Raw genomic sequence first — 13,011 nt, forward strand, 5'->3', positions numbered from 1 at the left:
TGCGTGAGTACGGCGCTGGTGGTGGAGAACGATCCGACGGACGACGTCCGGTTGTTGGGGGAGTGGCTGACCGAGGCGGGCCTGCGGCTCGACGTCGTGCGCGCGCACGCGGGCGATCCGCTCCCAGCCGACCTCGACGGGTACGCGGCGATCGTGGTGATGGGTGGGGAGCAGTCGGCGTACGAGCCGCGCCCCGACTGGTTCGACGATGTGGAGGCGTTGCTGCGCAAGGCCGTCCGGTACGGGGTGCCGGCGCTGGGCGTCTGCCTGGGCGCGCAGTTGCTCGCCACCGCGCACGGCGGCACGGTGGAGCGGAGCCCGTCCGGCCCGGAGATCGGCCCGGCGCTGGTGGGCCGGCGGGACGCGGCGGCGGAGGATCCGCTGTTCCGGTACGTGCCGCTGGCGCCCGACGTGCACCAGTGGCACTTCGACGAGATCACCGAGCTGCCGGCCGGCGCGGTGCTGCTGGCCGCCTCGACGCGATACCCGCACCAGGCCTTCCGGCTCGGTGAGAAGGCGTGGGGGCTGCAGTTTCACATCGAGTGCGACACCGCCATGATCGCGAGCTGGGCGGCCGCCTCGCCGCACCTGGAAAACCCGGAAGCGCTGGTCGCCGCGTTTGACGCGATCATGGTGGACGTGGAGGAGGTGTGGCAGCCGTTCGCTGCCCGGTTCGCCGCGCTCGCGCTGGGTGAGCTGCGGGATACTCGCCGTCCGCTGCCCATCCTGGGACAGTAGGCGCGTGAGCAGACCCACGAGGGCACAGGGCCGGCTGGCACGGTACGGCTTCGGGGCGCGCGCCGACGATCTGCTCGGGCCGGATGGGCTCGGGCTGTGGGACGTGGGGGCCCAGGAGCCCGCGGGTGAGACCGCCGCCGACCTGCTGACCGCGCTGTCCCGAGCGGCCGACCCGGACCTGGCGCTGCGCCAGCTGCACCGGCTGGCCGAGGCCGAGCGCCGGACCGCGCAGGTACGCGTATTAGACGCCCTCACGGCCGACGCGGGCCTGCGGCGGCGGCTCATTGCCGTACTGGGTGCCTCGTCCGCGTTCGGCGATCACCTGGTCGCCAATCCGGACCAGTGGGGCGCGCTGGTGACCGAAGAGGACGGTGTCGCGCCGAACGCCGACGGTGTGCTCACAGTGGACGATCCCAGCGTGCCCGCGCTTCGCCGCGCGTACCGGCTGGCGCTTCTGCGGATCGCGGCGGCCGACCTGACCGGCGGGCGCGGCCTGGAACAGACGATGGAGGCGCTGTCGGCCCTGGCCGACGCGACGCTCGCGGCGGCCTACGACATCGCGGCGAAGGAGGTGGCCGCCGCGCCGCGGCTCGCCGTCGTGGCCATGGGTAAGTGCGGCGGCAACGAGCTCAACTATGTGTCCGATGTAGACGTCATCTTCGTGGCGGCCGCCGACGAGGACCTCGCGGCGGGCACCACGATCGCGGCGCGCCTCATCGAGATCTGCGGGCAGGTGGCGTGGCCGGTCGACGCGGCGCTGCGGCCCGAGGGCAGCCGCGGCCCGCTGGTGCGCACGCTCGCCAGCCACCTGGCCTACTACAAGCGCTGGGCGCGCACCTGGGAGTTCCAGGCGCTGTTGAAGGCGCGTTCCGCGGCCGGCGACACCGCGCTCGCGCAGGAGTGGATCGACCAGCTCGCACCGCTGGTGTGGCACGCGGCCGAGCGTCCCGAGGCGGTCGACGACGTACGCGCGATGCGGCGCCGCATCATCGAGAACGTGCCCGCCCGCGAACTGGACCGGGAGATCAAGCGCGGGCCGGGCGGCCTGCGCGACATCGAGTTCGCGGTGCAACTGCTTCAGCTCGTGCACGGCCGGATCGACGAGTCGCTGCGGACGCCGGGCACGCTGCCCGGGCTGCGGGCGCTCGTCGCGGGCGGCTACGTCGGGCGTGCGGACGGCGAGGCGCTGCTGCGCGGGTACCGGTTCCTGCGCAACGTCGAGCACCGGCTCCAGCTTCAGGCGCTGCGGCGTACGCACACGGTGCCGGCGGACCCGGACGCCGTGCGCTGGCTCGCCCGCGCGCTCGGCTACACGGCCACGCCGGATCGCGACGCCGTCGAAGCGTTCCGCGCCGACTGGGTCGCGCACGCGGCGGAGGTACGCCGGCTGCACGCCAAACTGCTCTACCGGCCGCTGCTGGAGGCGGTGGCCCGGGTACCGGCCGAGTCGCTGCGGATGGTGCCCGAGTCGGCGCGGCGGCGGCTGCAGGTGCTCGGGTTCCGCGATCCGGGTACCGCCCTGCGGCACCTGGAGGTGCTCACCGGCGGCGTGTCGCGCACCGCCTCGATCCAGCGCACGCTGCTGCCGGTACTGCTGGAGGAGTTCGCCGACGCGCCCGAGCCCGACCGCGGGCTGCTCAGCTACCGCCAGGTGTCCGACAAGCTCGGCAGCACTCCCTGGTACCTGCGCCTGCTGCGCGACGAGGGCCCGGTGGCGCTGCGGCTGGCGCGCGCGCTCGGGCTGTCCCGGTACGTGACCGACCTGCTCGTGCGCGACCCGGAGGCGCTGCGCCTGCTGGCGGACGACGCCGAGCTGACCCCGCGCCCGGTCGAGGTACTGCGCGAGGGGTTCGCCGCCGCAGCCGGCCGCCACACCGAGCCCGCCCAGGCGATCGCGGCCCTGCGGGCGTTGCGCCGCCGCGAACTCTTCCGCCTCGCCAGCGCCGACGTGCTCAGCCGCGCCGGCACGCTCGCCCCGCCGATACCGCTCGACGTGGTGGACATCGGCACCGCGCTGTCAGCGGTCACCGACGCGACCCTCGCTGCCGCGCTGCGGGTGGCGACCGCGGCACAGCCGCCGATGCCCGGCCTGCGGTTCGCGGTGATCGGTATGGGCCGGCTCGGCGGGTACGAGATGAGCTACCCGTCCGACGCCGACGTGCTGTTCGTGTACGAGCCGCCGCCCGGCGTCCCCGACGACGTGGCGAGCGGCGCGGCGCACGCGATCGCCGAGGAGTTGCGCCGGTTGTTGGGCGCCCCCGCACCCGACCCGCCGCTGGGCGTCGACGCCGACCTGCGACCCGAGGGACGGCAGGGCCCGCTCGTGCGCAGCCTGGCGGCGTACGAGCAGTACTACGCGCGCTGGTCGAAGGTGTGGGAGGCGCAGGCGCTGCTGCGCGCCCGGTTCGTGTGCGGAGACCAGCTGCTGGGCGCCCGGTTCGAGGCGCTCGCCGACCGCGTGCGGTACCCCGATGGCGGGCTGACCCGCGAACAGGTCATCGAGATCCGCCGCATCAAGGCACGAGTGGAGACCGAGCGCCTGCCGCGCGGCGCCGACCCGGCCACCCACGCCAAGCTCGGCCGGGGTGGGCTGGCCGACGTCGAGTGGGCGGTGCAGCTCACCCAGTTGCGGCACGCCCAGCGGGTGCCGCTGCTGCGGCGTACCCGCACGCTCGACGCGCTGGTGGCGGCGCGCGAGGTCGGGCTCGTGGCACCCGCCGACGCGGCGGCGATGGCGGCGGGCTGGACGCTTGCGGCGCGCGTCCGCAACGCGCTCACCCTGGTCCGTGGCCGCCCCACGGACCAACTCCCGAGGCACGGCGCGGACCTGGCCGGCGTGGTGAGGCTCCTGAGCGGCGGTGACCCCGGCGAATTCCTCGACCACTACCTCCGCACCACCAGACGCTCCCGCGCGGCCGTAGAACGCGTCCTTGCCGCGGCCTAAGCGACGACGTAGGTGGAGTCGTCGAACTCGGCAACGACCTTGAGGTGCCCGCCGAGGGCTTCGACGTAGGCGCGCAGTACGGAGACAGAGACGATGTCGAGCTTGCCACGTTCGACATCGGACACACGTGGCCCGGACACGCCCATCGCCTCAGCGACCTCGCGTTGTGTCAGGGAGCGGTTGCGGCGTATCTCGGCGAGGTGGAAGGCGCGGATCTCGTCATCGAGTCGGCGCTGCCCTGCGGCGCGTTCGGCTTCGGTGCGGACGTGGTGACCAGCGGCGCGGCGGGTCTCCTCGCCGCGGCGCTTGGCCTCGTCCCAGCTGACGCTCTTCATTCGTAGTTCCTCGTTTCCAGTTCAGCCAGGTGGACGTCGTAGCGATCGTCGGCCAACGGGATGGCGGTGTCGTACCAGCGACGCCAGTTGCCGGACTTGTCTCCGGCGACCAGCAGGACCGCTCGCCGTACCGGATCGAACGCGAACAGGATGCGCACCTCGCTGAATCCGGTCGAACCTGGACGCAGTTCCTTCATGTTGTGGTGGCGTGATCCCCGGATCCGGTCGACCAGAGGCCGGCCGAGTGCTGGTCCGTCGGACGCTAGCCGGTCGACCGCATCTTCGATGAGGTCGGCACTGGCCGGGTCGTTCTTGGTCAGGTCGACGAACCATTCGACGACCTCATCAACCAGCAGGATCTGCCAGGCATTTACTCAACCATGTTAACGCAGGGGTTAAGTTCGTGCGGTTCTATTTGGGTCACGAAGAGAGGGTGTAGCGGCCGGGTCCGGGGACGTGGACGGCGAGCCAGGGGCCGTCGGGGGCCAGGCGGGCCTTGCCGGTCGCGGTTAGCCAGCGCGAGTGACGCACGCGGATCTCGTAGGAGCCCGCCGCTGGAGCGTCGAAGGTGAGTGATGCGGCGTCCTGCCGCACCAGCGTCGCGGGGGCGGCCACCAAGGGGACCGGGGCGGGGACCTCGTACAGGCGCCAGTGCTCGTTGCTCCAGACCTCGGTGAGGGTGGAACGGACCAGGTCGGCCTCGGCGCGGCCTACCCAGGAGAGTTGGGCGTCCGGTACGGCCACGTAGGTGACCGCGTTGTCGGCCAGCCAGGCGCGGTACGCCGGCTCGGTGAGCGCTACCCCGGTGCCGGACGCGCCGGGCACGGTCTCGAAGAACAGCGGGTTCCGCGCGATGTCGACCTGGCGCATCCAGCCCCGCGCGAGTGGAAAGCCGTCCATGTACGCCGCCTCCCAGTAGTCGCGGGTCGGTGGCACCTCGATCCGGCCGGCGGGACGGCGGGTGCGCAGCTCGGCGAGCAGGGGCGCGAAGTAGTCCCGGTCGCTGGTCGGGTTGCCCGCGTCGCGTAGGTCAGCCCAGACGACCGGGGGCTGCCACCAGTACCCGAGCGTCAGGACCGCGACGAGCCCGGCGGCCGCCCAGCGGCGCCCGAGCCACCGCGGTGCTTGGAATCGCTCGGGCGGGCGGGCGCACGCCGCGAGCACCGGCAGCGCGAACATGGTGACCAGCCGGGTGGCGTTCAGGCCGACGGGCGTGTGCACGAGGGCGGCGGCCAGCACGCCGGCCGCGGAGAGCAGCGCGCCGGCCCGCACGGGGCGGTACCCGACGAGCAACGCCACGGCCAGGCTTGTCACGACGCCGTGGATCGCGTCGGTGCGGCTGATGTTCATCCAGCCGCCCTCGCCGAACACCAGCGACGTGACCGCGAGCGGGACAGCGGCGCCCGCCGCTAGCAGCACGCCGTCGCGGCGCTTGCCCAGCAGGAGGGCCACGCCCGCCAGGCCGGTGAAGAGGCCGGCGACGGGACTCGTGGCGGCGGCGAGCGCGGCGCCGGCAGCCGCGCCGCCGTACCGGAGCCACGCGGGACGGGCGGTCAGCGCCACCAGGGCGCCCAGGGCGAAGGCGACGCCCAGCGCGTACGTGACGCGGCCGGAGACAAGGTTGCCGGCGATGCACACCGTGCCCACCAGGCCGCCGAGCAGCGGGCGGGGCACGCCGGTCCGGAAGAGCAGCGCCGCGAACGCGAGTGCCGACCCCACCAGCGACAGCGCCCCGGTCACCCTTACGCCGATCAGCGCCATCACCGCCGGCGAGACGAGGCTGTACCCGAACTGGTTGACGCCGCCGTACCAGCGCAGGTCGACGGGGCTCAAACCGTGTGCGGCGAGGAAGTCGGCCCTGGCGACCTGCGCGGAGAGGTCGGAGCCCATGGTGGGAAGGGCGAGATAGACGCCCGCGAGCAGGACGGCGAAGAGGCCCACGACGCGCACCCGCACACGGTACTGGCAGCATGGTGACCGTGCGCAGGAACGTCACCATCGTCGCGGCTCTGGCCCTCGCGGTGACCGTGTTCCTCTATTTCACGATGATCCGGCACGGCTTCTTCGACCTGCAGGTCTACTACGGTGCCGTGAACTACTGGGTGCACGACGGCGGCGAGATATACGACTGGATCAAGCTGGACAGCCGGTACGGGTTCACTTATCCGCCGTTCGCGACGCTGGCGATGCTGCCGATGGCGTTCGTGTCATGGCCGCTGGCTATGGTGATCAGCATGACCCTCGCGGTGGTCACCGGCGGGCTGCTGCTGTGGTGGCTCGTCGACCCGATCGCCCGCCGCGAGGGCTGGACCCGCTGGTACGCCTTCGCGATCGCCGTGTGCCTCGCCGCCGCCTTCGAACCGATGCGCGAGACGGTCACGTTCGGGCAGGTCAACACGCTCCTGCTCTTTCTGGTGGCCGCCGACCTGCTGTGGCTGGTGGCGCGTGACAGCCGCTGGGCGGGCGTCGGCGTGGGGCTCGCCACCGCGATCAAGCTGACGCCGGGCATCTTCATCGTGTACCTGCTGGTCACGAAGCGGTGGCGAGCGGCGCTCACCGCGAGCGGCACGGCGGCGGGCGCGACGGTACTGGCCGCCGCGGCGGCGCCGGACTCGTCGCGGGAGTTCTGGACGCAGGCGGTGTGGAACACCGACCGGATCGGCTCGTTGTCGTTCGTGTCGAACCAGTCGCTGCAGGGCGTCGTCGCGCGGCTCGACCCGACGCATCCGAGCCGGGCGCTGTGGCTCGTGCTGGTGCTGCTCACGCTCGCGGTCTGGGTGTGGCGGGTGCGGGGTGCCGACGCGAAGACGGGCCTGGCCCTGACCGGCGTACTGCAGGGCCTGATCAGCCCGGTGACCTGGATACACCACCTGGTGTGGCTGCTGCCGGCGCTGATCCTGCTGTTCGACCGGGCGCTCGCCGCCCGCGATCGCCGGCGCCTTGGCTTCGCATTCTTCGCGTACGGGCTGCTTATAAGCCGCTTTGTCTGGATTTGGGAACGCGGTTCCGGTGGGTTGATCGGCTTTCTGGGGAGCAACGCGTACGTCTGGGTGAGCATCGCCTTACTGTTCGTCGTGCCCGCCCGCGATCCGGTGGAGCCACCGCTCTCCGATTGGTCCTCTGCCAGCGGGCAACGCGAGCGCATTGTGAAGGCATGAGTGACCCGCTGCTCGATACCGACCTACCCGTCGTGCTGCACGAGGTCCACGCCGCCGCGACGCCGTACCTGGAAGCGTTGACCGACCGGCCGGTGCACGACCCGGCCACCGCGTCGCTGCTCGCCGACCTCTCCGGTGACCTGCCGGACAAGGGGGAGGGCTCGGTCGCCGCCGTGCGCCGGCTGCTGCGCATCGGTACCGCCACCGCCACGAACTCGGCCGGTCCCCGCTTCTACCACTTCGTGATCGGCGGTTCGACGCCTGCCGCGCTGGCCGGTGACTGGATCGCGTCGATGCTCGACCAGAACGCGGCCTTCCGGGCGTCGTCCGCGTTCGCCACCGAGGTGGAGACGGTGGCGCTGCACTGGCTGCGCGAGCTCTTCGGGCTGCCCGAGGGGTACGGGGGCGCGCTGGTGGCGAGCGCGACGTTCGCCAACTTCACGAGCCTCGCCGCGGCCACCCACTGGTGGGGCGAGCGGCACGGCGTCGACGTGGCGGCCGACGGCATCGCCGGGTTGCCCCGGTTGCCGGTGCTGTCCGGCGGGTACGTGCACCCGAGCGCCCGCAAGGCACTGCAGATGCTCGGGCACGGCGGGCAGAGCGTCGAGGTGTACGCCCGGGACGCGGTGGGCCGGGTGGACGTGGACGCGATCGAGCGGCGGCTGGCTTCTTACGGTGGGCCCGCGGTGATCATCGGAAACGCGGGTGAGGTGAACGCCGGCGACTTCGATCCGGTCGACGAGCTCGCGGACCTCGCTGAGCGGTACGGCGCCTGGCTCCACGTCGACGGGGCGTTCGGGATCTTCGCGGCACTGTCACCCCGCACGGCGGGACTGGTGCGTGGCATCGAGCGCGCCGACTCCATCGCGTGCGACGCCCACAAGTGGCTCAACGTGCCCTACGAGAGCGGGTTCGCGTTCCTGCGAGACCCGGCGCGGCTGGGCCGGGCGTTCGGGATGCCGGGCGCGGCGTACCTGCCAGGGCCGGACGACCCGGGTGGCGGGTACGCGATGCTCGGGCCTGAGTCGTCGCGGCGGGCACGTTCGCTGCCCATCTGGGCCACGCTCGCCGCGTACGGGCGGGCCGGGTACCAGGCGATGGTGGAGCGCCACGTCGACCTGGCCCAGCGCCTCGCCGGCCTTGTCGACGAGGCGCCCGACCTCGAACGCCTCGCCGACGTGCCGCTGTGCATCGTGTGCTTCCGCGCCCGCCCGCCGGGCGTACCCGACTCGGCCCTCGACGGCCTGAACAAGCGGCTCGGCGAGGCGCTGATCGCGGACGGCCGCGTCTTCGCCGGCACGACGGTGTACGGCGGCCGGGTGGCCCTGCGCCCCGCGATCGTCAACTGGCGCACCACCGAGCGCGACATCGACCAGTTCGTAGCGACGGTGCGCGAGCTCCTCGCGGACCTGACTCCATGATCAGGGCGTCCCTCAAGTCGCTCTAACGACTTCAGGGACGCCCTGATCACAAACGTGGGGGGCGGTGCGCGTAAGCGCACCGCCCCCCACGACCCGGACTTTCGATTACACGTCGTAAGCGGTTACACGTCGTAGTACATGGCGAACTCGTGCGGGGTGGGCCGGAGGCGAACCGGNCCCCCCCCCCCCCCCCCCCCCACGACCCGGACTTTCGATTACACGTCGTAAGCGGTTACACGTCGTAGTACATGGCGAACTCGTGCGGGGTGGGCCGGAGGCGAACCGGGTCGACCTCGTTCTCCCGCTTGTACGAGATCCAGGTCTCGATCAGGTCGGGCGTGAACACGCCGCCCTCGAGCAGGAAGTCGTGGTCGGTCTCCAGCTTGTCGAGCACCTCGGGCAGCGAACCCGGCACCTGCTTGACGTTGCCCCACTCCTCCGGCGGCAGGTCGTACAGGTCCTTGTCGATCGGCTCCGGCGGCTCGATCTTGCTCTTGATGCCGTCGATGCCGGCCATCATCATGGCCGAGAAGGCGAGGTACGGGTTGCTCGACGGGTCAGGCACCCGGAACTCGACGCGCTTGGCCTTGGCGTTGCTGCCCGTCACCGGGATGCGGGTGCAGGCGGAGCGGTTGCGCTGCGAGTAGACCAGGTTGACCGGGGCCTCGAAGCCCGGCACCAGCCGGCGGTACGAGTTGACCGTCGGGTTGGTGAACGCGAGCAGCGACGGCGCGTGGTGCAGCAGACCACCGATGTACCACCGGGCGGTGTCGGACAGGCCGGCGTAGCCGGTCTCGTCGTAGAACAGCGGCTCGCCGTTCAGCCACAGGCTCTGGTGGGTGTGCATGCCGGAGCCGTTGTCACCGAAGAGCGGCTTGGGCATGAACGTCGCGGTCTTGCCCGCGTGCCAGGCGGTGTTCTTCACGATGTACTTGAACAGCTGAAGCTGGTCGCCAGCGTGCAGCAGCGTGGAGAACTTGTAGTTGATCTCGGCCTGGCCGGCGGTGCCGACCTCGTGGTGCGCCCGCTCGACCGTGAAGCCCACCTTCAGCAGGTTGGTCACGACGTCGTCGCGCAGGTCCGCGTAGTGGTCCTGCGGCGGCACCGGGAAGTAACCCGACTTGTAGGCGGTCTTGTAGCCGCGGTTGCCACCCGGCTCGTCGGCGCCCGTGTTCCACGCGCCTTCGATCGAGTCGATGTAGTAGTAGGCGGCGTTGGCGCTGGTGTCGTGCCGGATCGAGTCGAAGATGTAGAACTCCGCCTCGGCACCGAAGTAAGCGGTGTCGGCGATGCCGCTGGACGCCAGGTAGGCCTCGGCCTTCTTGGCGACGTTGCGGGGGTCACGCGAGTAGGCCTCGCGAGTGAACGGGTCGTGGATGAAGAAGTTCAACGCCAGGGTCTTCTGCGCCCGGAACGGGTCGATGAAGGCGCTGGCAACGTCCGGCAGCAGCAACATGTCGGACTCGTGGATCTGCTGGAAGCCGCGGATCGACGAACCGTCAAAGGCGAGACCGTCCGTAAAAATGCTCTCGTCGACCGACTCGACCGGGGTGTTGAAGTGCTGCATGACACCCGGCAGGTCACAGAACCGTACGTCGACGAACTTCACGCCCTCGTCTTTGAGGTACCGAAGGAGTTCCTCGGGATTGGCGAACAACACGTCCTCCTGGCACGTCGCTGAGCTAAATGGCGGCATGGCCGCTGGTGCACCTGGCTGGTCGCGACGGTATGGCTGTGCCGTTGCCCGGGCATGTCTCCATTGTTTCCGCCGTGTTACGTCACGTTGGGAACCCGCACGTCCTCACCAGTGCATCCGAGGGGACCATACACCCGTGCGGGCTCTCCGCGACCGGTCGCTTTCGGTGCGTCCCGAACTGCGGACTACCCTCGCTCTACATGGCCACCGAACCGGTTTCCCCGCCTTCCGCACCGGCTGGCGGATTCGAGCCGCCGAGCCTGGCGAAGCGGTTCGGCGCACTCGTGATCGACTGGGTGCTCTGCCTGCTCGCGTCCCAATTCATCGGCGATCCACTGCGTGACGGATGGCCGCCGGTCGCCGTGCTGATCGCCGAGTACGGGTTTTTCATCGGCCTCTTCGCGCAGACGCCAGGAATGGCGATGACCAAGCTGCGCTGCGTCTCGTTCTCCGACGGCGGGCGGATCGGCGTCGTGCGCGCTCTGGTGCGCGGGGTACTGCTGAGCCTGGTGGTCCCGGCGCTCATCATGGACCCGAACAAGCGCGGGCTGCACGACAAGGCCGCCGGCTCCGTCATGGTGGACGCCGTGCCACCTCAGTCGAGGGCGTAGACCCGCCGCGCGTTGCGGTACCCGATCATCTCGGCGACGCGCTGGGCGTCCGCGGCTGACCAGTCGCCGCTGGCGACCCGCTCGCCGAGCACGGTGCCCAGGGCGCGGCGCCACAGCTCCGCGCCGAGGTAGTGCAGCTCCGCGGGGCCGAAGGCGTCCGACGAGTACAGCATCTTGGCGAACGGGGCCAGCTCCAGCGCCTCGGCCAGCACGGTGGAGGCGGCGGCACCGACGTAGTTCAGCGTCAGGCCCACGTCGAAGAACACATGCGGGTACGCCTGCGCGAGGTACGCCGCGTGGCGGTGGAACGGGTAGCAATGCAGGAGCAGGACGGGCACCCCGTGCCGCTCGACAAGCTCGAGAAACCGGGTCAGCAGGAGCGGATCGGCCCGGTGCAGGCGCAGGTCGGGGTCACCGAAGCCGGTGTGGATCTGCAGGGGCAGGCCGCGGTCGACGCCCGCCCAGATGACGTGCCGCAGCAGTACCGGATCGGCCAGCCGGCCGCCGCCCGCGCCGAGCCAACGGCCGGCCGCCTCGGTGACCTCGGTCGCACTGGGGCGAGCCGGGTCGAAGTCGAGGCCGTACCGGTACGCGACGACGGTCTTGAGGCCCACGGCGGTTCCGGTGCGCTCGGCCAGGCGCTCGGCGTACCGGATGGAAAAGTCCGCGGCCGCGACGTCTGTGAGCTCCTCGGCCACCGACTCCAGGCGGACCACCTCGCCCGCGACGGCGCCGGACGCCTCGGCCATGCCGGCGGGGTCGAGCAGCTCGGCGGCCCGGAAGCCGGTCTCCACGAGAAAGTGCCGTACGCCGCTCGCGGCGAGGAACCTGCGGTTGACCTCGGCGGCACCCAGCTCCTGCCGGCGGGTGAGGTAGGCGCCGGGGTCGGCGTGCGGCCGCAGGTCGAGCACCGGGGCGCACCAGCGCCGGATCGCGAACCCGAGCGGCGAGTCGAAGGTGGTCATCCACGCCGGCACAGGCCGGTCGGACTCGGTGATGGCGTCTTCGAACTCGGCCCGCGTCAGGTCGTCGCGGCGCGCGCCGTGCACGTGGTGATCGACCAGCGGCAGCGCCGCCAGATCCACGGTCAGCGGCCGCGCGTCTGGCGGAAGGCGCCCTTCGAGGGACGCATGTTCTTGGGGATCGCGCCCTTGGGCATCTGCGGACGGGCGGTGAGCGCCTTCATGCGCTTGTCGAGCGCGTTGACGTCCTTACCCGTGAGGTTGCGCGGCAGCCGCATGAGCGTCATCCGCAGCTTGCGGACGGACAGCTCCTCTTCGCCCTGGCCGACGACGTAGTCGTAGAGCGGGGCGTTGCCGATCACCTTGGAGAGCCGCCGCTTCTCCTGGCCGAGCAGGCCGCGCACCCGCTGCGGGTTGCCCTCGGCGAGCAGGATCACGCCGGGGCGACCGATCACGAGGTGCACCATGTCCATCTGGGTGGTGGAGCTCATGGCGGGTGTCACCCGCCAGTCGCCGCGCATGTTCTCCACGATCTGGGCCGCCGCGCCCGGCTGCCCCTCGGCCGCGTTCATCATCGCGGCGTTGGAGCGCAGGTTGAGCACGATGAGCACCGCGAGCAGCGTGAGGAGGATGCCAACCGGCAGCCACAGCCAGCCCCAGGTGATCACGGCGACAACCGTCAGCGCGATGGGGATGAGCACCGCCCCGGCGACCAAGGGCATGAACCACTTGTCGCGTTTGGCGGTGAACGAGAACACCATCCCGATCTGCTTCAGCCGCTGGCCGAACGAGACCTTCTCCTCGGGCTTTGCCATGCCCCGGAGTCTAGTGGCCGCGGTCAGTAAGTACCTTACCGGCGTGGGAGGGTCGGGTAAGGACCCTCTGAGCCGGCGGATATGCGGCATCGCCCTCATGTGGCGGGGGTGCCTTCAGGCGAAGTCTGTAAGACATGAACGCAGCAGATGTCCACACCGTCCTGACCCTTCACCGTTACCGCACCGCCGAGCTGTACGCCGAGGCCGACCGCGAGCGGCTGGCCCGCGAGGTGACCCGGTCACGCTGGCTGCCCCGGATCGCGAGGCGGCAGCGCGCGGCCACCCGCGCACCGGCCATGTCCTGATCCGTGGAAATGCCTGATCCGTGGAA

12 protein-coding genes are annotated in these 13,011 nt (G+C 71.1%); 6 read left to right on the forward strand and 6 right to left on the reverse strand.

All coding sequences use genetic code 11. From position 1 onward, the window contains the following. The first annotated feature begins 3 nt into the window (after window positions 1-3). Window positions 4-738: a type 1 glutamine amidotransferase gene (locus QMG73_RS41420; RefSeq protein WP_281904922.1), complete on the forward strand. Its 735-nt coding sequence runs from the start codon at window positions 4-6 to the stop codon at window positions 736-738. A gap of 4 nt (window positions 739-742) precedes the next feature. After that, entirely contained in the window at window positions 743-3,682 is a 2,940-nt protein-coding gene (locus tag QMG73_RS41425; RefSeq protein ID WP_281904924.1) for a bifunctional [glutamine synthetase] adenylyltransferase/[glutamine synthetase]-adenylyl-L-tyrosine phosphorylase, read from the forward strand. Here the strand turns inward: QMG73_RS41425 and QMG73_RS41430 are convergent. The 3 genes from QMG73_RS41430 to QMG73_RS41440 form a co-directional block, all read right to left on the reverse strand. Further along, window positions 3,679-4,017: an XRE family transcriptional regulator gene (locus tag QMG73_RS41430; RefSeq protein WP_281904925.1), complete on the reverse strand. Its 339-nt coding sequence runs from the start codon at window positions 4,015-4,017 to the stop codon at window positions 3,679-3,681. The genes QMG73_RS41425 and QMG73_RS41430 overlap by 4 nt on opposite strands. Beyond that, window positions 4,014-4,376, reverse strand: coding sequence for a type II toxin-antitoxin system RelE/ParE family toxin (locus tag QMG73_RS41435; protein WP_407676931.1), 363 nt, complete (start codon window positions 4,374-4,376; stop codon window positions 4,014-4,016). The genes QMG73_RS41430 and QMG73_RS41435 overlap by 4 nt, the downstream gene beginning before the upstream one ends. Before the next feature lie 61 nt (window positions 4,377-4,437). Beyond that, entirely contained in the window at window positions 4,438-5,973 is a 1,536-nt protein-coding gene (locus tag QMG73_RS41440; protein ID WP_407676928.1) for a hypothetical protein, read from the reverse strand. Window positions 5,974-5,987: 14 nt separating this feature from the next. Here QMG73_RS41440 and QMG73_RS41445 point away from each other — a divergent pair, with 14 nt between their 5' ends. Beyond that, entirely contained in the window at window positions 5,988-7,175 is a 1,188-nt protein-coding gene (locus tag QMG73_RS41445) for a glycosyltransferase family 87 protein (protein WP_281904928.1), read from the forward strand. Continuing rightward, on the forward strand, window positions 7,172-8,596 hold the full coding sequence (locus tag QMG73_RS41450) for a pyridoxal phosphate-dependent decarboxylase family protein (protein WP_281904929.1): 1,425 nt from the start codon (window positions 7,172-7,174) through the stop codon (window positions 8,594-8,596). The genes QMG73_RS41445 and QMG73_RS41450 overlap by 4 nt, the downstream gene beginning before the upstream one ends. A 232-nt stretch (window positions 8,597-8,828) precedes the next feature. On the opposite strand, the gene glnA is transcribed toward QMG73_RS41450, so the two are convergent. Further along, window positions 8,829-10,253 (reverse strand): type I glutamate--ammonia ligase, encoded by a 1,425-nt coding sequence (gene glnA, locus QMG73_RS41455; protein WP_265249734.1) that lies wholly within the window; start codon window positions 10,251-10,253, stop codon window positions 8,829-8,831. A gap of 239 nt (window positions 10,254-10,492) precedes the next feature. Between glnA and QMG73_RS41460 the strand changes: the two genes are divergently transcribed. Beyond that, entirely contained in the window at window positions 10,493-10,903 is a 411-nt protein-coding gene (locus QMG73_RS41460) for an RDD family protein (RefSeq protein WP_281904932.1), read from the forward strand. Here QMG73_RS41460 and QMG73_RS41465 read toward each other — a convergent pair. Next, complete coding sequence (locus tag QMG73_RS41465) at window positions 10,888-11,988, reverse strand: amidohydrolase family protein (RefSeq protein ID WP_281904933.1); 1,101 nt, start codon at window positions 11,986-11,988, stop codon at window positions 10,888-10,890. The two genes, QMG73_RS41460 and QMG73_RS41465, sit on opposite strands and share 16 nt — an antisense overlap. Window positions 11,989-11,990: 2 nt before the next feature. Continuing rightward, complete coding sequence (locus tag QMG73_RS41470) at window positions 11,991-12,680, reverse strand: DUF4191 domain-containing protein (protein ID WP_281904935.1); 690 nt, start codon at window positions 12,678-12,680, stop codon at window positions 11,991-11,993. A gap of 134 nt (window positions 12,681-12,814) precedes the next feature. Here QMG73_RS41470 and QMG73_RS41475 point away from each other — a divergent pair, with 134 nt between their 5' ends. Then, on the forward strand, window positions 12,815-12,985 hold the full coding sequence (locus tag QMG73_RS41475) for a hypothetical protein (RefSeq protein ID WP_281904936.1): 171 nt from the start codon (window positions 12,815-12,817) through the stop codon (window positions 12,983-12,985). Window positions 12,986-13,011: the final 26 nt, after the last annotated feature.

Origin of the sequence: Phytohabitans aurantiacus (assembly GCF_027923225.1) — a bacterium.
GTDB lineage: Bacteria > Actinomycetota > Actinomycetes > Mycobacteriales > Micromonosporaceae > Phytohabitans > Phytohabitans aurantiacus.